Source organism: Mycolicibacterium smegmatis, from assembly GCF_001457595.1.
Lineage (GTDB): Bacteria > Actinomycetota > Actinomycetes > Mycobacteriales > Mycobacteriaceae > Mycobacterium > Mycobacterium smegmatis.
Genome location: NZ_LN831039.1, coordinates 254915 through 279957, shown reverse-complemented (window position 1 = coordinate 279957; position 25043 = coordinate 254915). Strand labels below are relative to the sequence as shown.

At 67.2% G+C, this 25043-nt stretch carries 22 protein-coding genes and 1 pseudogene; 8 read left to right on the top strand and 15 right to left on the bottom strand.

The window, feature by feature from the left end; translation table 11 throughout:
• Window positions 1-5: 5 nt before the first annotated feature.
• Window positions 6-695 carry a membrane protein gene (locus tag AT701_RS01230; RefSeq protein ID WP_011726767.1) on the bottom strand — a complete coding sequence of 230 codons (690 nt, stop codon included), beginning with the start codon at window positions 693-695 and terminating at the stop codon, window positions 6-8.
• Complete coding sequence (locus AT701_RS01225) at window positions 692-1312, bottom strand: hypothetical protein (protein WP_011726766.1); 621 nt, start codon at window positions 1310-1312, stop codon at window positions 692-694. Before AT701_RS01225 ends, AT701_RS01230 begins: the two co-directional genes overlap by 4 nt.
• A gap of 63 nt (window positions 1313-1375) precedes the next feature.
• On the opposite strand from AT701_RS01225, the gene AT701_RS01220 reads away from it, so the two are divergent.
• A complete protein-coding gene (locus AT701_RS01220; protein ID WP_011726765.1) occupies window positions 1376-3376 on the top strand; it encodes a M13 family metallopeptidase in 2001 nt (666 codons plus the stop codon).
• Between the two features lie 62 nt (window positions 3377-3438).
• Here AT701_RS01220 and AT701_RS01215 read toward each other — a convergent pair whose 3' ends face one another.
• Both AT701_RS01215 and AT701_RS01210 read right to left on the bottom strand, forming a co-directional pair.
• Window positions 3439-4479, bottom strand: a complete 1041-nt coding sequence (locus AT701_RS01215; RefSeq protein WP_011726764.1) for a L,D-transpeptidase — start codon at window positions 4477-4479, stop codon at window positions 3439-3441.
• A 273-nt stretch (window positions 4480-4752) separates the two neighbouring features.
• Window positions 4753-5875: pseudogene (locus AT701_RS01210) on the bottom strand (MFS transporter); the annotation flags it as partial.
• Window positions 5876-5937: 62 nt separating this feature from the next.
• Here AT701_RS01210 and AT701_RS01205 point away from each other — a divergent pair.
• Window positions 5938-6237, top strand: coding sequence for an MTH1187 family thiamine-binding protein (locus tag AT701_RS01205; protein WP_011726762.1), 300 nt, complete (start codon window positions 5938-5940; stop codon window positions 6235-6237).
• An 18-nt stretch (window positions 6238-6255) separates the two neighbouring features.
• Here the strand turns inward: AT701_RS01205 and ricR are convergent, their stop codons facing one another.
• Window positions 6256-6561, bottom strand: coding sequence for a copper-sensing transcriptional repressor RicR (ricR, locus tag AT701_RS01200; protein WP_011726761.1), 306 nt, complete (start codon window positions 6559-6561; stop codon window positions 6256-6258).
• Between the two features lie 78 nt (window positions 6562-6639).
• Here ricR and ilvD point away from each other — a divergent pair, with 78 nt between their 5' ends.
• Window positions 6640-8355 (top strand): dihydroxy-acid dehydratase, encoded by a 1716-nt coding sequence (gene ilvD, locus AT701_RS01195; protein WP_011726760.1) that lies wholly within the window; start codon window positions 6640-6642, stop codon window positions 8353-8355.
• A 90-nt stretch (window positions 8356-8445) separates the two neighbouring features.
• On the opposite strand, the gene AT701_RS01190 is transcribed toward ilvD, so the two are convergent.
• Window positions 8446-8721: a hypothetical protein gene (locus AT701_RS01190; RefSeq protein ID WP_058124970.1), complete on the bottom strand. Its 276-nt coding sequence runs from the start codon at window positions 8719-8721 to the stop codon at window positions 8446-8448.
• 125 nt (window positions 8722-8846) lie between these two features.
• Between AT701_RS01190 and AT701_RS01185 the strand changes: the two genes are divergently transcribed.
• Complete coding sequence (locus AT701_RS01185) at window positions 8847-10250, top strand: IS1380 family transposase (protein ID WP_058124898.1); 1404 nt, start codon at window positions 8847-8849, stop codon at window positions 10248-10250.
• A gap of 107 nt (window positions 10251-10357) precedes the next feature.
• On the opposite strand, the gene AT701_RS01180 is transcribed toward AT701_RS01185, so the two are convergent.
• Entirely contained in the window at window positions 10358-13261 is a 2904-nt protein-coding gene (locus tag AT701_RS01180; RefSeq protein ID WP_223495245.1) for an adenylate/guanylate cyclase domain-containing protein, read from the bottom strand.
• Window positions 13262-13333: 72 nt separating this feature from the next.
• A complete protein-coding gene (locus tag AT701_RS01175; protein ID WP_011726758.1) occupies window positions 13334-13903 on the bottom strand; it encodes a TetR/AcrR family transcriptional regulator in 570 nt (189 codons plus the stop codon).
• 245 nt (window positions 13904-14148) lie between these two features.
• On the opposite strand from AT701_RS01175, the gene AT701_RS01170 reads away from it, so the two are divergent.
• Window positions 14149-14577, top strand: a complete 429-nt coding sequence (locus tag AT701_RS01170; RefSeq protein ID WP_011726757.1) for an MmpS family transport accessory protein — start codon at window positions 14149-14151, stop codon at window positions 14575-14577.
• Window positions 14574-17471, top strand: a complete 2898-nt coding sequence (locus AT701_RS01165) for an MMPL/RND family transporter (RefSeq protein ID WP_011726756.1) — start codon at window positions 14574-14576, stop codon at window positions 17469-17471. The genes AT701_RS01170 and AT701_RS01165 overlap by 4 nt, the downstream gene beginning before the upstream one ends.
• A 7-nt stretch (window positions 17472-17478) precedes the next feature.
• Here the strand turns inward: AT701_RS01165 and AT701_RS01160 are convergent, their stop codons facing one another.
• The 5 genes from AT701_RS01160 to AT701_RS01140 are packed head-to-tail and all read right to left on the bottom strand — an operon-like array spanning window position 17479 to window position 21234.
• On the bottom strand, window positions 17479-18135 hold the full coding sequence (locus AT701_RS01160) for an O-methyltransferase (RefSeq protein ID WP_058124969.1): 657 nt from the start codon (window positions 18133-18135) through the stop codon (window positions 17479-17481).
• 19 nt (window positions 18136-18154) lie between these two features.
• Window positions 18155-18637: a TIGR04338 family metallohydrolase gene (locus AT701_RS01155; RefSeq protein WP_058124968.1), complete on the bottom strand. Its 483-nt coding sequence runs from the start codon at window positions 18635-18637 to the stop codon at window positions 18155-18157.
• The gene (locus AT701_RS01150; protein ID WP_011726753.1) at window positions 18634-19377 is read right to left on the bottom strand and encodes a DUF2786 domain-containing protein; all 744 of its coding nucleotides are present in this window, start codon (window positions 19375-19377) and stop codon (window positions 18634-18636) included. Before AT701_RS01150 ends, AT701_RS01155 begins: the two co-directional genes overlap by 4 nt.
• Before the next feature lie 40 nt (window positions 19378-19417).
• Window positions 19418-20413 (bottom strand): alpha/beta hydrolase, encoded by a 996-nt coding sequence (locus AT701_RS01145; RefSeq protein WP_014876704.1) that lies wholly within the window; start codon window positions 20411-20413, stop codon window positions 19418-19420.
• Window positions 20392-21234, bottom strand: a complete 843-nt coding sequence (locus AT701_RS01140) for a monoacylglycerol lipase (RefSeq protein ID WP_011726751.1) — start codon at window positions 21232-21234, stop codon at window positions 20392-20394. Before AT701_RS01140 ends, AT701_RS01145 begins: the two co-directional genes overlap by 22 nt.
• Window positions 21235-21297: 63 nt before the next feature.
• Between AT701_RS01140 and AT701_RS01135 the strand changes: the two genes are divergently transcribed.
• Window positions 21298-22320, top strand: coding sequence for a sigma-70 family RNA polymerase sigma factor (locus AT701_RS01135; RefSeq protein WP_011726750.1), 1023 nt, complete (start codon window positions 21298-21300; stop codon window positions 22318-22320).
• Window positions 22321-22323: 3 nt separating this feature from the next.
• On the opposite strand, the gene AT701_RS01130 is transcribed toward AT701_RS01135, so the two are convergent.
• Window positions 22324-22818, bottom strand: coding sequence for a VOC family protein (locus AT701_RS01130; protein WP_011726749.1), 495 nt, complete (start codon window positions 22816-22818; stop codon window positions 22324-22326).
• A gap of 171 nt (window positions 22819-22989) precedes the next feature.
• Between AT701_RS01130 and AT701_RS01125 the strand changes: the two genes are divergently transcribed.
• Entirely contained in the window at window positions 22990-24114 is a 1125-nt protein-coding gene (locus AT701_RS01125) for an NDMA-dependent alcohol dehydrogenase (protein ID WP_003891558.1), read from the top strand.
• 80 nt (window positions 24115-24194) lie between these two features.
• On the opposite strand, the gene AT701_RS01120 is transcribed toward AT701_RS01125, so the two are convergent.
• The gene (locus AT701_RS01120; RefSeq protein WP_003891557.1) at window positions 24195-24971 is read right to left on the bottom strand and encodes an SDR family NAD(P)-dependent oxidoreductase; all 777 of its coding nucleotides are present in this window, start codon (window positions 24969-24971) and stop codon (window positions 24195-24197) included.
• Between the last annotated feature and the right edge of the window lie 72 nt (window positions 24972-25043).

Genomic DNA, 25043 nt, shown 5'->3' with positions numbered 1-25043 from the left:
AGTGCTCAGCGGGAGTGGGCCGGGCGTACGTCGTCGACGAGCCAGCGGCCGTCGGACTTGGTGAGCGTGACCCGCAGCGCCAGCACGGCGTTGTCCGTGGGCTTGCCCGGCACGCTCTGCGTACCGCGCAGGACGACGGCGACACTGGCGGCCCGCGGTCCGAGCGCCTCGACACCGGCCGAGACCGTGCTGGCCTGTGCCGAGACGTTGCGGCTGGTGAGGTCCTTTGCCACCGTGGCGAATTCGTTCTTGAACGCCTCGGCACGATCGGGCGCCATCTGCGCGGCGGCCCGGTCGATCGATGCCGTCGGGCTCTGCGGGGTGAACGTCGCGGTGGCTTCGGCGACGCTGCTGGCGATGCGCACCACCTGTTCGCGGTCGCGGTTGAACTCGTCGTCGGGAGCGGTCCAGCGGAGATAGCCGACCACCACGGCTGCCACCAGCGCGGCCGTGGCGACGCCGACCACCGCGAGCCGCAGCCCGGGCCCGTCGTCGTCGGTGCCGAGCGTCACGCCGTCGCGGCAGGCCAGCACCACGTTGACCACCACGCCCTGCACGATCAGCAGGCACAGGATCGAGCACACCGACACCCACCACGTCGGCCAGCCGAGGGCCGCGCCCAGATAGACCAGCGCGGCGATCGCGGCCAGCGGGGCGGCGACGTCGAAGGCCAGCACGCGCAACCGGTTCCTCATCGGATGGGCTCCAGACGCGAGATCATCAGCTGACCGTCGACGTCGGCGACGTCGAGGCGCAGGTTCCAGCGCACGGTCCTCGGCTTGTCGGAGCCCGCGGTCTCGGTGACCGATGTCGCCACCACCAGGACCGTGTCGATCCGCGACACCATTCCCGTGAGTTCGGCCCGTTCGGGCTGCTGAACGCGGCCGTCGGGTCCGGGTTGCGGGTGGTACAGCGATTCGATGGCCACCGAGTCCAGCTGGCCGGTGGTGCGGGATTGCAGGCGCTGCACCAGCTCGCGGTACGGCTGCACCGCGGAGTCGAAGTCGTTGTTGAGCTGTCCGACGGTGCCCTCGTGCAGCTTCTGCATGTCGGCGTCGACGGTCTCGGCGGTCATGTTGATCAGCACGTTCGTCCACTCGGCCGCGGCCTGCAGCACGCGGGTCTGATAGTCGCGTTCGGAGATCTCGTCGCGGTGTGCCGTGAAGATCATGGTTCCGAGCACCACCGCGGCGATCGCGATGACCCCGAGCACGGCCGAGGCGACGCCGTAGCTGCTGAAGATTCCGCCGGTGGCTCCCGGATCCGTCTCGGGCTCCCGCTCGGGGGCGTCCTTGCTGGGCGCGTCAGGCATGGCCGTGAGGGTAGCGTCCGTTCGACGCCGGGCGCCGCGGCGGGCGTCTGGAAGAATGTCGGGGTGACGGTTCAAGCAACTCGCGGCACCGCGGACGCGACCGGGAAGTCAGGCATCGACCTGACCCATGTCGATCCGCGGACCCGCCCCCAAGACGACCTGTTCGGCCACGTCAACGGGCGCTGGCTGACCGAATACGAGATCCCCGCGGACCGGGCCACCGACGGCGCGTTCCGCCTGCTCTACGACCGCGCCGAGGAGCAGATCCGCGATCTGATCACCGAGGCCGCCGCCTCAGGCGCGGCCGACGGCACCGACGAGCAGCGCATCGGCGACCTCTACGCGAGCTTCATGGACACCCAGACCATCGCCGAGCGTGGTCTGCAGCCGCTGCTCGACGAACTGGCGTTGATCGACGCGGCCCCCGATGCCGACGCACTGGCGGCCGTGCTGGGCGGACTGCAGCGCACCGGCGTCGGCGGCGGTGCCGGCGTGTACGTCGACACCGACTCGAAGAACTCGACGCGGTACCTGCTGCACATGGGACAGTCCGGCATCGGCCTGCCCGACGAGTCGTACTTCCGCGACGAGCAGCACGCCGAGATCCTGGCCGGCTACCCCGTGCACATCGCCAAGATGTTCGGCCTGATCTACGGCGGCGACCACACCGACACCGCCGCGCGCATCGTCGCGCTGGAGTCCAAGATCGCCGCCGCGCACTGGGACGTGGTCAAACGCCGCGACGCCGACCTGACCTACAACCTGCGCCGGTTCGCCGACCTGCCCGCCGAGGCCCCCGGCTTCGACTGGTCCGGGTGGGTCCAGGGACTCGGCACCACGCCGGACACCGTGGCCGAGCTCGTGGTCCGCCAGCCCGACTACCTGACCGCGTTCGCGGGGCTGTGGGCCTCGGAGGATCTGGAGGACTGGAAGGCGTGGGCGCGCTGGCGCGTCATCCACGCCCGCGCCGGGCTGCTCACCGACGACCTGGTGGCCGAGGATTTCGCGTTCTACGGGCGCACCCTGTCGGGCACCGAGCAGATCCGCGACCGGTGGAAGCGCGCGGTGTCGGTGGTCGAGAACCTCATGGGTGACGCGCTCGGCAAGCTCTATGTGCAGCGGCATTTCCCGCCGGAGGCCAAGGCGCGCATGGACGAACTGGTGGCCAACCTGCGTGAGGCCTACCGGGTCAGCATCGACGAGCTGGACTGGATGACCCCGGAGACCAGGGCCAAGGCGCTGGCGAAGCTGGACAAGTTCACGCCGAAGATCGGTTACCCGGCCCGCTGGCGCGACTACTCCGCGGTGGTGATCAAGCGCGACGATCTGTACGGCAACTACCGCCGGGGCTACATCGTGAACTCCGACCGTGAGCTCGCCAAGCTCGGTGGCCCCGTGGACCGCGACGAATGGTTCATGACGCCGCAGACCGTGAATGCCTACTACAACCCCGGCATGAACGAAATCGTGTTCCCCGCAGCGATTCTGCAACCGCCGTTCTTCGACGCCGAGGCCGACGACGCGGCCAACTACGGTGGCATCGGCGCGGTGATCGGTCACGAGATCGGGCACGGCTTCGACGATCAGGGTGCCAAGTACGACGGCGACGGCAACCTCGTGGACTGGTGGACCGACGCCGACCGCACCGAATTCGGTGCTCGCACCAAGGCTTTGATCGAGCAGTACGAGCAGTTCACGCCGCGCGGGCTCGACCCGTCGCACCATGTCAACGGCGCGTTCACCGTCGGCGAGAACATCGGTGACCTCGGCGGCCTGTCCATCGCGCTGCTCGCCTACAAGCTCTCGCTGAAGGGCAAGGAGGCCCCCGTCATCGACGGCCTGACCGGTGTGCAGCGCGTGTTCTTCGGCTGGGCGCAAGTGTGGCGCACCAAGTCCCGTGAGGCCGAGGCCATCCGGCGTCTGGCGGTCGATCCGCATTCGCCGCCGGAGTTCCGGTGCAACGGCGTCGTCCGCAACATCGACGACTTCTACGAGGCGTTCGATGTCACCGAGAACGACGAGCTGTTCCTCGAACCCGAGCGTCGGGTCCGCATCTGGAACTGATCGGATCCGACAACGAAGAACCCCCGCAGCCGGGCTGCGGGGGTTCTTCGTATGACGTCCGGCTAGAACATCTGCCAGTCGGATGCACCGTCGGGCTGGTCGTACCAACCGCCCTTGCTGTTCTTGATCACCACGGGGTCGCCGCTGCCGAACTGCTCGTAGAACCAGCGGGCGTTCTCGGGGCTGAGGTTGATGCAGCCGTGGCTGACGTTGCGCTTGCCCTGGTCGCCCACCGACCACGGGGCGCTGTGGACGAAGATGCCGCTGTTGTCGATGCGCACGGCGTCCTTGACCTTGAGCTTGTAGCCCTCGGCCGAGTCGACGGGCACGCCGTAGGTCGACGAGTCCATCACGATGTCCTCGAACTTCTCCAGCACGTAGTAGGTGCCGTTCTTGGTCTCGTGCTTGCCGTCGTTCTTGCCCATCGACACCGGGAAGGTCTTCTCCAGCTTCCCGTTCCGGCGGATCTCCATCTGGTGGGTGCTGTCGTCGACGGTCGCCACCAGGTAGTCACCGACGCGGAAGCTGGACTTGGTGCCCGCGGCGTCGATGTTCACGACGGTGTTGGACGGCCAGAAGTCCTGCGGGCGCCACCGCAACTGGGTGTCGGTGACCCAGTAGAACCGGCCGGGCACGGGCGGGTTGGACGTGATGCGGATCGCGTCCTGCGCCATCTGCTTGTTGGCGATGGGCCGCTGGAAGTTGATGTAGATGGGTTTGGCGACGCCCACCATCGACCCGTTGACGGGGTTGAACGACGGCGGCAGGAACGGCGGCTGACCGGTGAACGGTTCCGGGTTCTGTCCCTCGGGCACGCCCTCGATCGGCACGGCGGGCGCACCGTAGTTGGTGACCACCTGCGCGTCGGGGTCGGTCGCGGTCGCACCGGGCGTCGCGGGGTCCGCCGGCCCGACTGCCGCCGGAGCGGCGGGCGGCGGGAATGCGAACGGATTGGGCGGCGCCGGGGGCGCGGCCGGTTCGACGGGGACCGGCGGGGCCGGCACTTCGGGATCTGCTGAAGCGGACGGACTCATGACCAGTCCACCGACCAAACCCGCGGCCATGAAAGCGGTGATCAGTCTGCGTTTTGCCGATTTCGGCATGTGGTACCTCCAGAGCACAACTGGTTCCAGTGTCGCACAGGGCGCGCACAGGCCGAGATTCTCCGAACAACCGTTCGACAGGAAGGTCCGTGTGCCGGGCCGGATCTACGCCCCACTGCGATGTAGGTCGGCCCCTGCGGCCACTGTGTTACCGCGGTTACCGCGTCGACAGGTCGCGGGACCGGTTGAACACGTCCCGCACGGCCAGCGCGCCGCACATCGCGGCCGTGATCAGCACCGCGGCGGTGCCGATCATCGCGGTGAGTCCGACGGCCTCGTAGACACCCGCCCCGACGAGGGCGCCGGTCATGATGCCGACCTGGAACGCCGCGACGTACCGGCCGGACGCACCGTCGGGGTCCTCGGGCGACGTGCGCATCGCCGAGGTCTGCAGCATGGGCGGCAGCGCCGTGGAGGACGCGCCCCACAGCACGATCGCCACGGTCCCGATCACCATCACCACCCCGGTCGTCACCCCGGCCCGGGGCTGGGCGGACAGCACCGCGAGCGTCACCAGGGACGCTGCCAACACCACCAGAGCGGCCGTGACCGATGCCTTCGGCCACAGGTCCAGCGGCCGTGCCATCGCGGCCATCGCGGCCATCGCGGCCAGGCCCGCGACGCCGTACCCGGCCAGCAGCCACGCCAGGTGGGGTCCGTCGATGCCGACCACGTCCCGGATGATCGCGACGATGAACGTGTAGGCGACGAAATGCCCGGTGACGCCGATGAGCGTCAGCAGCGACAACGTGAGAAGGCCGCGTCCGTGGACGGGCCTGCCCGCGGACCCGGCCCGGGCACGCTCGGCGGGCATGAGCGGTAGCAGCACCCGCGCGGCCAGGGTCACGGCCGCCGCCGCGATCGCGACCGCGACCACGGCCTGCCGCCACCCCCACAGTTCACTGAGGGCAGCGGTCAGCGGGTTGCCCACCACGAGTGCCAGACCGGTGCCGACGTACACCGCCGCGGTCGCACGGCCCGCGTGACTGGGCGGCACCAGGCGCACCCCGATCGGCGCGATCACCGACCACATCAGGCCGTGGGCGAGCGCACACAGCACACGCCCGCCCGCGAGCACCGCGAAGTTGGGTGCCATGGCCGAGATCACTTGCGAGACGGTCAGACACACCATGGTCACGAGCAGCGCGCGACGGCGCGGCCAGCGTGCGGTCAGCCGCACCAGCGCCACCGTGGTCAGCGCCGCGATCAGCGCGTAGCCCGCCATGAGCGTCCCGACCAGACCCTCGCTCACGTTGAGGTCCGCGGCGATCACGGGCAGCGCGCCGACCGGGAGGATCTCGGCGGTGACGTAGATGAACGCCGCCGCCGCGAGCACCGTCAGCTGCGCGGCGACGCGCACGGTCCACGGGCTCACCGTCGGCGGCGTCACGGTCATGGTGGGGCCACGCTAACGGCTCGGGGTGCCCGCGAGCTGAGTCGGCGCGCAGAATCGGTGTCGTGATTGTTGCCTTCAGTGTCAGTCCGACCGGCGGTGATGAGTCGGGCAGTGTCAGCGCCGCGGTCGCCGCGGCCGTGCGCGTGGTCCGCGAGTCGGGCCTACCCAACGAGACCAACGCGATGTTCACCAACATCGAGGGTGAGTGGGACGAGGTGATGGACGTGGTCAAACGTGCCGTCGACGCGGTGGCCGCGGTGTCCCCGCGCGTCAGCCTCGTCCTCAAGGCCGACATCCGGCCCGGCTACACAGGCCAGCTCACCGCGAAGGTCGAACGCATCGAGCGCGAACTCGGGGATTAGCGCGTCGGGGCCGCCACGTCAGGACCGGACGAGGCGCGCGATCGCGGCCGATGCCTCGGCGAGCTTGGCCTCGGCCTCCTGGCCGCCCTCGGCGACGGCCTGGCTCACGCAGTGGCCCAGGTGTTCGTCGAGCAGGCCGAGCGCGACGGATTGCAATGCGCTGTTGACGGCGCTGATCTGGGTGAGGACGTCGATGCAGTATTTGTCCTCGTCGATCATCTTCGCTATGCCGCGGACCTGACCCTCGATACGGCGCAGTCGCTTGGCGTAGTTCTCTTTCTGCGCCGAGTAGCCGTGCACGCCCGATTCGTCAGTTGCGTCCATCACGCCAGCATACCGGTACCCCATGGGGGTATGCACGCTGGTTTGGACGCGAGAAACCGAGCGAGCATACTTGCATCCATGCCCTCAGACGACAAGTCCACCGAGACTCCTGACATCAAGCCCCGCAGTCGCGACGTCACCGACGGCCTCGAGAAGGCGGCCGCCCGTGGGATGCTCCGTGCGGTAGGCATGGGCGACGCCGACTGGGCCAAGCCGCAGATCGGCGTCGGGTCGTCGTGGAACGAGATCACGCCGTGCAACATGTCGCTGCAGCGCCTCGCGAAGTCGGTCAAGGACGGCGTCCACGAGGCGGGCGGCTACCCGCTCGAATTCGGCACCATCTCGGTGTCCGACGGCATCTCGATGGGCCACGAGGGCATGCACTTCTCGCTGGTCTCGCGCGAGGTGATCGCCGACAGCGTCGAGACCGTCGTGCAGGCCGAGCGCCTCGACGGCACGGTCCTGCTGGCCGGCTGCGACAAGTCCATTCCGGGCATGCTCATGGCTGCCGCGCGGCTGGACCTCGCCTCGGTGTTCTTCTACAACGGCTCGATCATGCCGGGTGTCGCGAAGCTGACCGACGGCACCGAGAAGGAAGTCACGATCATCGACGCGTTCGAGGCCGTCGGCGCGTGCGTGCGCGGCCTGATGTCGCGTGAGGACGTCGACATCATCGAGCGCGCGATCTGCCCCGGCGAGGGTGCCTGCGGCGGCATGTACACCGCCAACACCATGGCCAGCGCCGCCGAGGCCCTCGGCCTGTCGCTGCCCGGCAGCGCGTCGCCGGTCGCCATCGACAAGCGCCGCGACGAGTTCGCGCGCCGCTCCGGCGAGGCCGTCGTCGACATGCTGCGTCGCGGCATCACCGCTCGCGACATCCTCACCAAGGAGGCCTTCGAGAACGCCATCGCCGTGGTCATGGCGTTCGGCGGGTCCACCAACGCCGTGCTGCACCTGCTGGCGATCGCCCGCGAGGCCGAGGTGGAGCTGACGCTCGACGATTTCACGCGCGTCGGCAGCAAGGTCCCGCACCTCGCGGACGTCAAGCCGTTCGGCCGCCATGTCATGAAGCACGTCGACGAGATCGGCGGTGTGCCCGTGGTGATGCGCGCTCTGCTGGATGCCGGTCTGCTGAACGGCGAGTGCCTGACGGTCACGGGCAAGACCATGGCCGAGAACCTGGCCCATATCGCTCCCCCGGATCCCGACGGCAAGGTGCTGCGGGCCATGAACAACCCGATCCACCCGACCGGCGGCATCACGATCCTGCACGGCTCGCTCGCTCCCGAGGGTGCGGTGGTCAAGTCAGCCGGCTTCGATTCGGACGTGTTCGAGGGCACTGCAAGGGTTTTCGACCGCGAACGTGCCGCGATGGACGCGCTCGAGGACGGCACCATCCAGGCGGGCGACGTCGTGGTGATCCGCTACGAGGGCCCCAAGGGCGGTCCCGGTATGCGCGAGATGCTCGCGATCACCGGCGCCATCAAGGGTGCGGGTCTGGGCAAGGACGTGCTGCTGATGACCGACGGTCGGTTCTCGGGCGGTACGACGGGTCTGTGCGTCGGGCACATCGCGCCGGAGGCCGTCGACGGCGGCCCGATCGCGTTCGTGCGCGACGGTGACCGCATCCGCCTCGACGTCGCCAAGGGCACGCTCGACGTGCTCGTCGACGAAGAAGAGTTCGAGGCCCGCAAGGCCGGCTTCGAGCCCCTGCCGCCGCGGTACAAGACCGGTGTGCTGGCCAAGTACACCAAGCTGGTCCAGTCCGCCGCCGTCGGCGCAGTCTGCACCTAAATTTTTTGCTCCGCACCGCGAGCGTGCGTGCCTGCTGCCGGACACACCGTAAATCCTCAGCAGTCCACGCACGCTCGCGGTGATCGACTGTCACGCCATTCGCGCGGCCAGCGCCATGTGGCCCTCGTAGCGGTACGCCGTCGCGAGTTCGCGATAGCGGTCCGAACACTCGCGGTACCGTTCCTCGTCCCCTCGTGCACGGGCCAGCAGGGCGCGCAATCGCATCAGCTGGACGTCGTACAGCACGAAGCCCGGATCAGTGGGAAGGGCCGCGAACCGGTCGATGACCCGCTGCGCATGGTCGAGATCATCGCGGTCCCCGCGCGCGATCAGCGACTGCACCAACACGGTCACGCTGGCACTCATGTTTATCCTCGATCCACCGATGAATTGGCTGGTCGCAGGGTGTCGTGACGAGGAAAGTGCCTTCTGAGCTGTGATGATGAGTGTTCTCTAGGCACTTATCGGCACAACTTCGAAAGGCACTTCCGGTGAAAGTGTCCCATAGGTTCGCTGCGTCGTCGGCGGTCTTCGATGATGCCCATCTCGTGTCGTGCGCCGGTCTGGTGCCGGTAATGACGCTGGCCACCCAGACCGGGCTGTCACAGTTGCTGGCCGACAAGGTTCGTATCAGCGAACCACGGATCAAGTCCGGGTCGGCCAACCCGTCGCCGAAGCTGCTCACCGTGGTCGCCGGAATGTGCGCCGGCGCCGACAGCATTGATGACCTCGACCTCGTGCGTGGCGGCGGGATGAAGACGCTCTTCGATGGGGTCTATGCACCATCGACGATCGGAACACTGTTGCGGGAGTTCACCTTCGGACACGCCCGGCAGTTGGAGTCGGTCCTGCGTCATCATCTGGCCGCACTCTGTGCGCGGGTGGACCTGCTGCCCGGATCCGACACGGGGGCGTTCATCGACATCGACTCACTGCTGCGCCCGGTCTATGGCCACGCCAAACAGGGTGCCTCCTACGGGCATACCAAGATCGCTGGTAAGCAGGTTCTGCGTAAAGGGCTCTCCCCGTTGGCGACGACGATCAGCACCCCCGGAGCGGCGCCGGTGATCGCCGGGATGCGGCTGCGCGCCGGTAAGACCAGTTCCGGGAAGGGTGCGGGCCGCATGGTCGCCCAAGCCATCGCCACCGCCCGCGCCGCCGGCGTGCGCGGGCAACTGCTGGTGCGTGGCGATTCGTCCTACGGCACCCGGTCGGTGGTGGGCGCCTGCCGAGCCCACAATGCGCACTTCTCGGTGGTGATGACCCGCAATACCGCGGTTGATCGGGCCATCAGTTCGATCGACGAGCAGGCCTGGGAGCCGGTCAACTATCCCGGTGCAGTGCGTGATCCCGACACCGGTGACTGGATTTCTGATGCCGAGGTCGCCGAGGTCAGCTACACCGCCTTCGCCTCTACCAAAGATCGGTTCACCGCGCGGTTGGTGGTGCGGCGAGTCAAAGACGCGAGATTTCGGGACGCGCTGTTCCCGGTGTGGCGGTATCACCCGTTCTTCACCAACACAGACTTGCCGACCGCCGAGGCTGACATCACCCACCGCCAGCACGCGATCATCGAAACCGTCTTCGCCGATCTGATCGACGGACCCCTGGCCCACATGCCCTCAGGACAGTTCGGTGCCAACAGTGCGTGGGTGTTGTGCGCGGCGATCGCGCACAACCTGCTGCGCGCCGCCGGCGTGCTCGCAGGAGGTGCCCACGTGGTTGCCCGCGGCGCGACGCTGCGCCGCAAGATCGTCAACATTCCCGCCCGTCTGGCCCGACCCCAGCGTCGACCGATCCTGCACCTCCCCGAGCACTGGCCCTGGACAGAGCACTGGCTCACGTTGTGGCGCAACACCATCGGATACAGCCCACCGCTACCGGCAACGACCTGACCAACGCGCCGAACAGGCCCAACCGGAGCACACAGGAAAAGCTGGGCAGACCAGCAACTACCGCATGCCCGCAACACCGAACGCAGCAGAAACCACACACGGACACCTCAAGGAGGGCCGCTCCACGGATTCAGGTTTATCGCCTCGCCACTGTCGATGCTGGTGTCGACAACGTCGCGCGCCAACTCGATCGCAACGTCCAGATCGCCGCGCGCGGCCATGTCACGGGCCAACTCTGTGTCGACCGCAGGCACCGCAGCCATGGTGAACTGTTCCCGCACAGACGCCTCGCGGCCCAGGCTCAGTAATTCCAGAGCCTCGTCGCGGTACGGCCCACCCTGCCAGAGCAGCAGTAGCCCCCGGGACACCTGGGCGCCGGCCAAGGCGAGGTCATCGGCGGACCGCTGAGCGACCTCGAGCACCTCACAACTTTCCTCCAGCAGCTCCGGGCTGGGGAGCAGGAGCCCCGTCGGCAGGCCGATGCACTTGTAGGTGAGCATCAGTGCGCGCGTCGTGATGCCGAAGTCGCGCACCAAAGGTGTTGCGCGGTCCAGACCTGTCCGCCAGTCCGGGTCGCCGAGGCACGCCCGCGCCATGCCGCCCACGGTCCATGCCGTCACCAACGGCGACCCGATGATCAGGTTGCCCATGTTGGCGTCGCCGTCGGCCAGTTCGATCAGGCGGTCGGCCAACCGCACCACCTCGTTGGCCTCGCCGGTCTGGAACTTCGCCCCGAGCGCCGCAAAGAGCAGTGCGACGGTGAGCCGCCGATCCCCGACGGACTCCAGCAGGCTCGTGAGTTCGGAAGCCAAGCTGGAAGATTCGCGATAATGCGCATGCACCAGCAGGGCCGACACCTGACCCGCCATCGCGGTTGCGAGCGACACCTTGTCATCGGCGGCGGCGGCCAGCGCGCACAGCTCGTCGAAACCGGTGTCGGAGAGGTGGCCGCCGGCCCGCCACGTGCTAAGGCACAGCAAGGTGCGTGGCGCGATCGTCATCGCCGCGCGGTCCTCGGCGTCATGCGGAAGCTGGTCGGCGACATGGCGCGCACGCTGCCAGCTCAGCCTCGCGGCATCGATGTCCCGGTTGGTCAACCAGGTGCCGGCCCGCATGTGCCACGTGAACGCCGCGCGCAGGTCGCCGGCCTCCTCGTAGTGATCGGCGATCAGCGCCGCGTGCTCGTCCGCGGCGTGCGGTGCCCGCCGTTCGATGTCGACCGCGAGGCGCCGATGTAGCTCGGCCCGATCGGATTTGAGCTGCGACTCCAGCGCCACCATCCGGATCAACGGGTGCCGGAATGCGTACTCGGGCCGCGGGGCGAACATCACCTGGTCGACCAGTTCTGCATCGATGAGCGCCTGCATCGACACGTCGGCCCCCAGCGCGGCCAGCATGTCCGGCCCGAACCGGAGGCCGATCACGGCCGCCGCGCTCAGCGTCCGTTTGGCTTCCACTTCGAGCCGGTCGATGCGCGCGGCGATCGTGGCCTGCAGCGTCGCGGGCACACCGATCTCGACGTCGGCACCGTGGAACCGGTACGCGCCGCGTTCGCCGCGCAGCACACCGCGCTCGGCGAGGTCACGCACGATCTCCTGCGTGAAAAACGGGTTGCCTGCCGCCCGGTCGGCGATCAGGCCGGCGAGCTGGTGCGCCGCGGCGTCGGGCCCGAGCAGTTCGGTCAGCAACGTCGACGTCTGCCCATCGGTCAAGGGCCGCAACGCGATTGTCTGCGCGCCACTGACCCGGGCCAGCACGCCGGTGTATTCGGGCCGGTAGGTGATCAGCATGACGGAGTGGGTGTGGGTGACGACGGTCAGGAACTCGGCAAGCATGGATTCGCTGACCTCGTCGATCCAGTGCGCGTCCTCCAGGACGTAGAGCCCGGGTTCCCGACGCGCCAGCGATGCCGCGTTGACCAGTGCGGCGACGCGACGGCGACGCGCGTCGGCGTCGAGGTCGGGCATCGGGACGTCCGGATCGGCGATGCCCAGCACGTCGTCGAGCAGCAGCAGGTCTTCCGGATCGGCGTCGGGTACCAGCGAACGTACCCGCACACGCGCTGCAGCGGGGTCGAGCCCGGCCACCCCGAACCCCTCGCGTAGCAGCGGCACGACCACGTGGAACGGGACATCGCTCGCGTGCGATTCGCAGTACGTGTAGAACACCGCGACGCCACGACGGCGCGCCAGCTCGATCGATTCCCGCACCATGCGACTCTTGCCGATACCGGGCGGCCCCACGACGCTGACGATGCCTCCGCGACCCTCGACGGCCTCGTCGAGCAGACCCGCGATGGTGTTGAGCTCCCAGCTTCGCCCCACGAGTGTGGGATCGCTGCGGCCCCCGTGGGCCGCGTTGGTGGCGGCGAGCAACCGCCGCGCCGCGACCGGACGGTCACAACCCTTGACGCGCAACATCTCCGGCGCACCGAGCAGCACGGAGTCCTCGACCAGTCGGGCGGTGGTGTCGCTGCACATGATGCCGCCGTGGGGTGCGACCGATTCCATGCGCTGAGCCATGCCCACCTGTTCGCCGATCGCGGTGTAGCCGAAACCGCCCGCGCTCATCTCGCCGGCGATCACCTGGCCCGAGTTGAGACCGACCCGGATCTGCAGACCGACCCCGGCGGGAAGGTCGAGTTCGTCGGCCAGCCTGTGGCTCTCGTACTGCAGATCCAGCGCCGCGAGGCAGGCCCGTAGGGCATGGTCCTCCAGCGCCAGTGGGGCGCCGAACAGCGCCATGATGCCGTCGCCGGTGAACTTGTCGACGGTGCCGCCGTAATGCCCGACGACGCCCGAGCATCTGCTCACCAGCGCCGAGAGGATCTCCCGCAACCGCTCGGCGCCGACCGCCGCAGCCAACCGCATCGAGTCCACGACGTCGGCGAACAGCACCGTGACCTGTTTGTACTCAGCGTGTTTGGACCCGTCGACGATTGCCGTACCGCACGAGTCACAGAACCTCGCGCCCTGACGAAGTTCGGTGCCGCACGTGCCACAGGCCACCATCCCAACCACCTTCGGTCAGGATATGACCCGGACACCTCGGCCAGAGGCGGTTTTGACGCAGCCGCAAGCGGCCTAACTGGAAACCGGTGCGTTCAACAATCGCTGCGTACAGTCGAGCAACACACGGTGCAGTTCCTCGTCATCGATGTCGGCGAGCTCGGGATCCATTGCGCTGCTGAAGATCCCGGAAGCCAACATCGACATCATCACGCGGCAGGCGGTGCCCGGTTCCGGCCCCAGCAGGATCGCGGTGAGTCGTTCGATGACCTCGTGGAGATCCTTGCGACTGTGCACCAAATTGTCGATGGCGGGATCGCCGTGGAACACCGCCGAGACGCGCCGGTGCCGCACCGCCAATTCGACCATGCCGCTGACAGCGGCCTCACGTCGCGCGTCGGGCGACGACATGGCCTCGGCGATCCTCAGCACGCGGCGCATATCGCCGAAAATCGGCTCGACGACAGCGAAGACGATGTCGTCCTTGGAGTGGAACTGGTAGTAGACGGCAGCTTTGCTGACACCGAGACGGTCGGCGATCATCTGCAACGATGTGCCGTTGACGCCATGCTCGGCAAACAGGTTCAGCGCCGCTTCGAGCACCCGCTCGCGCGCGAATCCGCGCGGTGCAACCGACTTCGCCACACCCCGTCCCTTCGTCGCGCCGGACCAACCCAGGCGCGGGCCACATCACACTCTTAGACTGTCTTCCGACTTGATCCCGGTTAGCCGACTGTATAGGTTTCTCTTGTCGTCCGGCAAGGATTCTGCGGGGAGGAGCCAGCGATGCCAAGCACGCATGCCACGTGCCTGGTCTGCGCTGCGGCCACCCCCAACGGACACGCTGCTTCCTTGAGGGCTCCCCTTACGCGAAAGGCCGGCCACCGACCATGAAGCTGTTGAAGCGGTTCTGGATTCCTCTGCTCATCGGTGTGGTGGTACTCGTCGGCGCGTTCACCGTGATGCGCGTGCGCACGTTCTTCGGTTCCGGTGACGATCCGAGCCTCGCGAGTGCGAAGGTCGACGACACCAAACCGTTCGATCCCAAGGTCGTGATCTACGAGATCTACGGCGAGCCCGGCGCGACCGCTGACGTGAACTACCTGGACCTCGACGCCCAGCCGCAACGCGTCGACGGGGTCAGCCTGCCCTGGACGCTGACCCTGTCCACGACCGCGCCCTCGGTGTTCCCCAACATCGTCGCGCAGGGCAACGGCGACTCCATCACCTGCCGGATCACCGTCGACGATGAACTCAAAGACGAGCGCACCTCCAACGGCGTGAACGCCCAGACCTTCTGCCTGGTGAAATCTGCATGAGCACCCCCGACGCACCGACCGAAGCCATTCCGTCGGCACACGGCAAGTACACCAACCACGGCGGCATCGCCAAGCTCATCCGCACGCTGGCGGTGCCGATAATCCTGGTCTGGGTCGCCCTCATCGCCGTGCTGAACACGATCGTCCCCCAGCTCGAAGAGGTCGGGGAGATGCGGTCGGTGTCGATGAGCCCCGACGACGCACCCTCGATGATCGCGATGAAGCGCGTCGGCGAGGTGTTCGAAGAGTTCAAGTCCAACAGCTCGGTGATGATCGTGCTGGAGGGCGAGCAGCCCCTCGGCGACGAGGCACACAAGTACTACGACGAGATCGTCGACAAGCTCGAGGCCGACAAGACGCACATCGAGCACGTCCAGGACTTCTGGGGCGACCCGCTCACCGCCTCTGGCGCGCAGAGCTCCGACGGCCTCGCGTCGTACGTGCAGGTCTACACCGCGGGCAACCAGGGTGAGGCGCTGGCCAACGAGTCGGTCAAGGCCGTCCAGGACATCGTCGACAGCGTCCAGGCGCCCCCGGGCGTCACGGCGTACGTGACCGGACCGGCCGCCATGTCGGCCGATCAGCAGATCGCCGGTGACCGCTCGATGCGGATGATCGAAGCGCTGACCTTCACGGTCATCATCATCATGCTGCTGATGGTCTACCGCTCGATCATCACGGTGATCCTGTCGCTGGTGATGGTGGTGTTCTCCCTCGCCGCCGCGCGCGGCGTCATCGCCTTCCTCGGCTACTACGAGATCATCGGCCTGTCGACGTTCGCCACCAACCTGCTGGTGACGCTGGCGATCGCCGCGGCGACCGATTACGCGATCTTTTTGATAGGCCGTTATCAAGAGGCCAGAAGTGTCGGCGAGAGCCGCGAACAGGCGTACTACACGATGTTCCACAGCACGGCGCACGTCGTGCTGGGTTCCGGCATGACCATCGCGGGCGCCACGCTGTGCCTGCACTTCACCCGCATGCCGTACTTCCAGTCGCTGGGCATCCCGCTGGCCATCGGCATGACTGTCGTGGTGCTCACGGCCCTGGCCGTCGGACCCGCCATCATCACAGTGGCCAGCCGGTTCGGCAAGACGCTCGAGCCCAAGCGTGCGATGCGCACCCGCGGCTGGCGCAAAGTCGGTGCGGCCGTGGTGCGTTGGCCGGGTCCGATCCTGGTGGCCGCGGTCGGGTTGTCGATGATCGGCCTGCTGGCGCTGCCGGGCTACCGCACCAACTACAACGACCGTGACTACCAGCCCGCCGACCTTCCGGCCAACAGCGGCTACGCCGCGGCCGACCGGCACTTCTCGCAGGCCCGGATGAACCCGGAACTGCTGATGATCGAGTCGGACCACGACCTGCGCAACAGCGCCGACTTCCTGGTGATCGAGCGCATCGCCAAGCGCGTCGTCGGGGTTCCGGGTGTCTCACGGGTGCAGGCCATCACGCGTCCGCAGGGCACGCCCATCGAGCACACCTCGATCCCGTTCACCATCAGCATGCAGGGCACCACGCAGACCATGAACCAGAAGTACATGCAGGATCGCATGGCGGACATGCTGGTTCAGGCCGATCAGATGCAGGTCACCGTCGACACCATGACCAAGATGATCGCGCTCATGGAGCAGATGCGCGACACCATGAACAGCATGGTGGGCAAGATGCACGGCATGGTCGACGACATCAAGGAATTGCGCGACAACATCAGCGATTTCGACGATTTCTTCCGGCCGATCCGCAACTACCTGTACTGGGAACCGCACTGCTACAACATCCCGATGTGCTACTCCCTGCGGTCGATTTTCGACACCATGGACGGAATCGACACCATGACAGCGGATTTCGAGCAGATCGTCCCTGACATGGACCGCATGAACGCACTGATCCCGGTGATGATCGCGAACATGGAACCCATGATCACGACCATGAAGACCATGAAGACCATGATGCTGACCATGCAGGCCACCAACGCCGGTCTTCAGGATCAGATGGCCGCGATGCAGGAGAACTCCACCGCGATGGGTGAGGCCTTCGACAAGGCCAAGAACGACGACTCGTTCTACCTGCCGCCGGAGACCTTCGACAACCCGGACTTCAAGCGCGGCATGAAGATGTTCCTGTCGCCCGACGGGCACGCGGTCCGTTTCATCATCAGCCACGAGGGCGATCCGATGAGCCCGGAAGGCATCCAGAAGATCGACGACATCAAGCTCGCGGCGAAGGAGGCCATCAAGGGCACGCCGCTGGAGGGCTCGAAGATCTACCTCGGCGGCACCGCGGCGACCTTCAAGGACATGCAGGAAGGCGCCAACTACGACCTGATCATCGCCGGCATCGCGGCGCTGTGCCTCATTTTCATCATCATGCTGATCATCACGCGGGCCGTGGTGGCCTCGGCGGTGATCGTCGGCACGGTGGTGATCTCCCTCGGCAGCGCGTTCGGCCTGTCGGTGCTCATCTGGCAGCACCTGGTCGGGTTGGAACTGCACTGGATGGTGCTGGCCATGGCGGTGATCGTGCTGCTGGCCGTCGGTGCCGACTACAACCTGCTGCTGGTGTCACGCATCAAGGAGGAGATCCACGCCGGCCTCGACACGGGCATGATCCGCGCCATGGGCGGCAGCGGTTCAGTGGTGACCGCAGCCGGTCTGGTGTTCGCATTCACCATGATGTCCATGGCCGTAAGCGAACTGGCGATCATCGGCCAGGTCGGCACCACGATCGGCCTGGGCCTGCTGTTCGACACCCTGGTGATCCGCTCGTTCATGACGCCGTCGATCGCGGCCCTGCTGGGCAAGTGGTTCTGGTGGCCCCAGATGGTGCGCCGGCGCCCGAAGCCCTCGCCGTGGCCGAAGCCGATTCAGCGCGAACCGGCAGACGCCGTCAACTGATCACGGCTCAGCTGATCACCGCGACGGCGAAGCCGTCCCAGCCCTTGGCGCCGACCGTCTGGATGGCGGCGGCGTCGAGGCGCGGGTGCTCGCCCATCATCTGCAACATGTCGCGCACGCCTCGGGCCTGCAGGTCGTCGGGAGCGGGTTCGAGGACGCGGCCGAACCGGGTCACATTGTCCACCACGACAACTGTGCCCGGGTGCCCGAGCTTGATCGCCCACTCGACGTAGGCGACGTTGTTCTCCTTGTCGGCGTCGATGAACACGAAGTCGAAGACCTCGCCGCGCTCGGCGAGCCGCGGCAGGCTTTCGAGGGCCGCGCCGACGATGATCTCGACGCGGTCGGCGACGCCGGCGCGCTGCAGGTTGGCGCGGGCCACCTCGGCGTGGCGCGGTTCGAATTCGAGGGTGACGACGCGGCCGTCGGCACCGGCACCGCGTGCGAGGTTGATGGTGCTGTAACCCCCGAGGGTGCCGATCTCCAGGACGCGTCGTGCCCCGGACATCGTCGCGAGCAGCGACAGCAGCTTGCCGTGTTGCGCCGATACCTCGATCGCGGGCATGCCCGCGGCCTGCGTGGATTCCCGCGCTGCGGCCAGCGCCTGGTCCTCGGTCTGCAGCAGTTGGTTGAACAGGACGTCTACATCACTGGGTTCTGCCACGAGCGTCAGGCTAGCGCAGTCAGCTGACACCCTCCTTGGCGTAGACCATCCGCAGCACCAGGCCCACCTCGGGTCCCATGACCGTCTCGCACAGTTCGCAGTAGGTCGCCACGAACTGCGGGCCGTGCGCCGGGCCGTCGGGATCGGGCCCTGTGGCGCACAGGTGGTGGGCGAGTTCGTGCAGCACCACGAGTTCGCGCAGCGCCCAGGTGGTCTGCTGCTCGGGAACCGCGATGACGGCGTTCTCGATCTCGTAGTGAGCGGCCTTGGTGCCGCGGCGGGCCCGCACCGCCACGGGCGCCGCGCCGACGCGCGCGATCACGTCGTCGACGTAACGCTGCACTGCCGCAACGGATCCGAACTTCGCCTCGGGCGGCAGCGTGAGCTGGGTCCCGAAGAAGTCGATGGCGCGCGAACTGTGTTGTGCGGCACGGTCGAACATCGTCCGCACGAATTCCTCAGCGGCGTAGACGCGCGCCCGCTGCGTGTCCCGGGCCGTCACTTCTCCAGTGCGCCACGCGCGCCCGACAGTTCCTGCATCGGCCCCAGCCGTGCACGCCGGCCGGCGCGGTCACCGGCACGTCGCGCCGCCGACGAGTAGCCCGCGGACGCACTCGTGGCCCGCCACGTGCCACGCGCCTGCGACGCCTGCCGGTAGAAGCTCTTCAGCTCGATGTCCTTGTCGCGCAACGCAAGCGCAGTGCCCGGCTGATCGGCGGCGTCGGCCTCCTGCCTGGCCTCGTCGCGTGCCTCTGCCAGCCGCTGGCCGACGCGTGCGCCGAACGCGAGCTGGAAGTTCAGGCGCGCGGTGATCGTCGGCGTCGGCCGGTGCGCACCCGAGGCGATGTAGGCCTCCGAGGCGCGTACCATCTGCATCACGAGGCTGGTGTACAGCGCATGCGTGGCGTCGATGTCCTCGGCGAAGCCGTAGGCGTAGACGAACGTCGAGTTGGACGCCACGTCGCATTTCACGTCGTTGGCCTGCGCGATCAACACGAACAGCTGCACATAGGTGCGCAGTCCCTTGGTGCCTGCCTGACCGATGGTGATGGTGCGCTGCACCGGCATCTGGGCCTTGGTGCGTTTGTCGGAGTGCGCACGCGCCAGCGCCAGATCGATGGACGTCGCGGTGGCCAGCCGCTGCGCGGCGGCCATGAAGGCCTCCGCCTCGTGTGGATTGTCGGTGCCCTCGGCCTGTCGCAGCAGCGCTGCGATGCGGGCGAGCATCTTGTCGTCGCTCATGTGCAGAACCTAGTCACGACGTCTGACATCTTCTTGTGCTTCACTTCGACGCGAACTCCGCGATCGCGTCGGTGACCTGCGGGGACAGCGGTGCGGACGTGCTGTAGTTGGCGATGTTGTCGGTGGGGTCGTCGCGCAGTACGTGGTTGACGCCCTTGAGCTCGATGACGGTCAGCGCGGTGTGGTGCAGCGCGTCGATCAGCGGCCGCTCGGTCTCGCAGCTGGCCTGGGCGTCGGTGTCCGAGCACGTGAGCAGCACCGGCATGTCGTCGGGCAGCTGCGCGGCCAGTGCCAGCGGATCGATCTTGTCGGCCTCGATGATGGCGTTGAGGTTGCCGGGGTTGACGATCGCGGTGAGTCCTTCGGGCAGGTCGTCGGGCACGGTGCCCTTGGTGCGGATCTCCTCGACCGTCGCGAGCCACGCGTCGAGCACCTCGGGTGTGCCACCGGCGCGCACGCGGTTGGTGATGATGTCGAGGTAACGCCCGGACAGCGGCTGAAACAGCGCCAGCGAGTGGACTTTCGGGTCCTCGCGGCCCGCGAGCGACATCGCGTGGACGGCTCCCTCACCGACGGCGTAGATGGAGAGCCTGTCGCCGTCGGTGTCGGGTTGGTCGGCCAGGTAGCGCAGCGCGGCGCCCGCGCCCGCGGTGTAGACGCCGCTGACCACCTGGGTGGGTTTGGTCTCGTACGGGCCGAGCCCGGTGGCCCCGGTTCCGATCTTGTCGAAGCGCAGACTGGAAACGTCGTTGTCCGAGAGGGTTTCGGCCAGCTGACGCATGTTGCCGACAGGTCCGACGACCTTGTTGTCACCGTTGCGGTCGGTGGGACCGCTCTCGGAGATCAGCAACGCGGCCGGGCCCGGTTTGCCGTCGTGGCGGTAGGTGCCGTGGATGGTCAGCCCGTCGGAGTCGAAACTCACGTCGGTGTCGGTCCAGCCCGGCTCGGCCGCTTGGTGGTTCTCACCGCAGCCGGCCAGGACGAGCAGTGACATCAGCACTGCGACAGTCTTTTTCACAGATGACTCACGATCCATGAGGTGACGTCGTCGAGGACGAGTTTCTGTTCGGGTTCGTTGAACACCTCGTGGTACAGCCCGGGGTAGACCTTCAGGTGGACATCCTCGGAAGCCACGCGGTCGACGAGCAGCCGGCTGCCCGCCACCGGGATGAGGCGGTCCTTGTCGCCGTGCACCACCAGCAGCGGCGCGGTCAGCGCCGCGGCCCGCTGCGGCATGCTCTGTCCCAGGCCGATCAGCGCGCGCGCGATGCCCGCGGGCAGCTTGCCGTGGTGAACCATCGGATCGGCCTTGTAGGCCGCGACCACCTCGGGGTCGCGCGAGACCGCGTCGGCGTCCAGGTTCTCCACCGGGATGCCGGGCGCGAGTTTGCCCAGCACTTTGGCCACCGCGACCAGCACCGGCGAGACGCCGTCGTGTGCGTTCACGGCGGGCCCGGACAGCACCATGGCCGAGTACTCGCCCGGGTACCGAGCGCCATAGGCGAAGACGATGCCGCCGCCCATGCTGTGGCCGAGCACGATCCGCGGCAGTGTGGGGTGGTCGTTCGCGGCGATGCCGACGAGTGTGCGGAAGTCCTCGACGAACTCCGACAGGTCGCGCAGGTGAACGCGCTTACCGCCGGAGCGGCCGTGTCCGCGGTGGTCGAGTGCGTACACGAGCAGGCCCGCGGCCCCGAACCGTTGCGCGACGTGGTGGTAGCGGCCTGCGTGTTCGGCGTAACCGTGCGCCAGCACGACGACCCCGCGCGGGTCGGTGTCGGGGGTCCACACGTCGTAGACGATGCGGACGCCGCCGACGCCGGCAAAGCTGTGTTCACTGCGGGTGCTGCTCACCATGGCGAGCGTAGTGGCGTCGCAATATGCCGGCCTGTCAGCTCCTCGAAATTTGGGCCTTCTGGCATGTCGGTCATCCTGCGTAAGCTCACGACTGTGACGGTCCTCGCACACAAACTCGACGATGACAGTCCTGCCGACGCCTTCCTGGCCGAAGCCCAGACCTACCGGCGGGAGCTGCTCGCGCACTGCTACCGCATGACCGGGTCTCTGCACGACGCCGAGGATCTGGTGCAGGAGACGTACCTGCGCGCGTGGAAGTCCTACCAGGGGTTTCAAGGCAGATCGTCGGTGCGCACATGGCTGTACCGCATCGCCACCAACACGTGCCTGACGTCATTGGAGGGCCGGTCGCGTAGGCCGTTGCCGTCCGGTCTCGGCACGCCCAGTTCCGCGCCGACGGACCAGATCACCGAGCACCACGAGGTGCCGTGGCTGGAGCCACTGCCCGACGGCGACGATCCGGCCGATCCGTCGCAGATCGTCGGCACGCGCGAATCGGTGCGGCTGGCGTTCGTGGCCGCGCTGCAGCACCTGTCGCCACGGCAACGCGCGGTGCTGGTGATGCGTGAGGTTCTGCAGTGGAAGGCCTCCGAGGTCGGCGAGGCCATCGGAGCCTCCACCGCGGCCGTCAACAGCCTGCTGCAGCGTGCCCGCGCGCAGCTCGAGGCCGTGGGCCCCAACGAGGACGACAAGATCGAGGCGCCGGACTCGCCGCAGGCGCAGGCCACGCTCGACCGCTACATCGCGGCGTTCGAGGCCTACGACATCGACAAGCTGGTCGAGTTGTTCACCGAAGAGGCCATCTGGGAGATGCCTCCCTTCGACAGCTGGTACCAGGGGCCACAGGCCATCGGCGACCTGTCGCGCTACAAGTGCCCGGCCGAGGAGCCGGGCGACATGCGCTTTCTCCAGACGACCGCCAACGGTCAGCCTGCTGCGGCGATGTACATGCTGAACCGGGAGACCGGCCGGCACGAGGCCTTCCAGTTGCATGTCCTCGACATCACCGCCGACGGCATCTCCCATGTCGTGGCGTTCATGGGCGAGGGGCTGTTCAAGAAGTTCGGGCTGCCCGAAACGCTTTAGCGCTCAGGCGTTGTCGTAGGCGGCCTGCAGCTTGGCCAGGTCGAACTTGCCGTGCGTGCTCAGCACCGCGGTCATCAGCCGGTTGTTGGCCTCTTCGTCACCCTTTGTGACCATGTCGTAGTACTCGCTCGGCGTGACCTGCCACGCCAGCCCGTACTTGTCCTTGAGCCATCCGCACGGCAGTTCCTCGCCGCCTTCGGTGAGCGCGGCCCACACCTGGTCGAGTTGCTCCTGCCCGGCGACCCGCACCTCGAGCGATACGGCCTCGTTGAACGTGAACTGCGGGCCGCCGTTGATGCCCACGAAGCGCTGCCCGACCAGTTCGAACTCGACCACCACGGGCACGTCCTGAGGGGACGGCGCGTCGGGGTGTGCGGCGATCTTGTTGAGGATGCGGCCGTTGCCGCCGAACGCCGCGATGTAGTGCTCGGCGGCTTCTTCGGCTTCCCGGTCGAACCACAGGTTCGGCACGATGCTGGCGTTGATCTTGACGGGCATGGGTTCACCTCTCGTCGGCTTTCTGGTGTCCCCGGATAGACCCGCCGCAGGTGTCCAACTCATCGGAGCCACCGTCGGCGACCCACAAAAACGACGTCTTCAAGCATGCAAAGCCGCAGTTCAGAAACTAGGTGGTGGACTAATCTGCAACCTGTTCTATTATCGCAATTCATGAAGACCAAAGGCGCTCTGCTATGGGAACTGAATTCGCCGTTCAAGGTCGACGAGATCGATCTGGGCGACCCCGTCGCCGATGAGGTACAGATCCGGCTGCACGCTGCCGGCATGTGCCATTCCGACTACCACATCACCACGGGCGCGACGCCCATCGGACTGCCCGCGCTCGGCGGGCACGAGGGCGCCGGCGTCGTCACCAAGGTCGGCAAGAACGTCACGGGCATCGAAGAAGGTGACCACGTCATCCTGGCGTTCATCCCGGCGTGCGGTGAATGCCCGCCGTGTTTGAAGGGTTTCCGCTCGCTGTGTGATCGCGGCGCGGTTCTGCTGGGCGGCAAGGCGATCGCCGACGGCACCAGCCGTATCCACGCCGGCAGCCACGAGGTGTCGCCGATGAACCTGCTCGGCACCTTCGCGCCGTACATGACCGTGCACAAGGACTCGGTCGTCAAGATCGACAAGGACATCCCGTTCGAGACCGCGGCCATCATGGGCTGCGCGGTGCCCACCGGCTTCGGTTCGGCCACCAACGTCGCGCAGGTGCAGGCCGGCGAGACCGTGATCATCGTCGGCGTCGGCGGCATCGGCATGAGCGCATTGCAGGGTGCGGTGATCTCGGGCGCCAAGCAGGTCATCGCGATCGATCCGAACGAGTGGAAGCGCGAGCAGGCCGTCAAGTTCGGCGCCACGCACGTCTACCCCACCATGGCAGAGGCCATCGCCCCCGTCATCGACGTCACCCACGGTCTGATGGCCGACAAGGTCATCATCGCCGTCGGCGAGATGAAGGGCGAGTACATCGAAGAGGCGTTGATCCTGACCGCCAAGACCGGCACGTGTGTCGTGACCGGCATGGGTGCGATGACCGACGTCGACGTCAAGCTCAACCTGTTCCTGTTCACGATGTTGCAGAAGACCTTGAAGGGCAACATCTTCGGAGGCGGCAGCAGCCACATCGAGACCCCGCGGCTGGCAGCGCTCTACAAGTCCGGCCTGCTCAACATCGACGACATGGTCACCCGGACCTACAAGCTCGAAGACATCAACTCCGGATACCAGGACATGTTGGACGGCAAGAACATCCGTGGCGTCATCAAGTACGACGAGTCGGACTGGTAGGCCTCTTACAAAGCAGACCACGAAGCAGAACTGCCCCTTTCCGCGTGGAAAGGGGCAGTTCTGCAGTCTGCTCGCGGAGATTACTTCGGAGGCATCCGAATACCGCCGTCGACGCGGACGACCTCGGCGTTCATGTAGGAGTTGGTGATGAGCTCGATGACCATCGAGGCCAGTTCCTCGGGCTTGCCCAGGCGGTGCGGGAACAGCACGGACTCGCCGAGCTTGGCCTTGAACGCCTCGGAGCCCTCACCCTCGCCGTAGATCGGGGTGTCGATGAGGCCCGGCGCCACGGTGTTGACGCGGATGCCCACCGCGGACAGGTCACGCGCCACCGGCAGGGTCAGGCCCACCACGCCGCCCTTGGACGACGAATAGGCGGCCTGGCCGATCTGCCCGTCGAACGCCGCGACACTGGTCATGTTGACGATCGCGCCACGCTCGCCGGTCTCGGTGGGCTCGTTGCGGCTCATCGCGGTCGCGGCGATGCGGATGCAGTCGAAGGTGCCGACCAGGTTGATCGCGAGCACCTTCTTGTACACGTCGAGGTTGTGCGCCGACGCGTACTCACCGTCCTTGCCGATGGTGCGCTGGGCCCAGCCGATACCGGCCGAGTTCACCAGGGCACGCAGCGGACCGAGTTCGGCGGCCTTGTCGACCGCGGCGATGATCTGGTCGGTCTCGGTGACGTCGACGCTGACGAACGCGCCGCCGAGTTCCTTGGCGAGTGCCTCGCCCTTGTCTGCCTGGAGGTCGGCGATGACGACCTTGGCTCCCTTGGCTGCCAACAGGCGGGCAGATGCCGCGCCGATACCTGATGCGCCACCGGTGACGATTGCGCTAGCTCCGTTGATATCCACGCCCACAGCGTAGGACACCCGCCCGATCCACCGGTCGGTTGGGAGCTCATCTGGCGGTGATCGGCTGTGCGT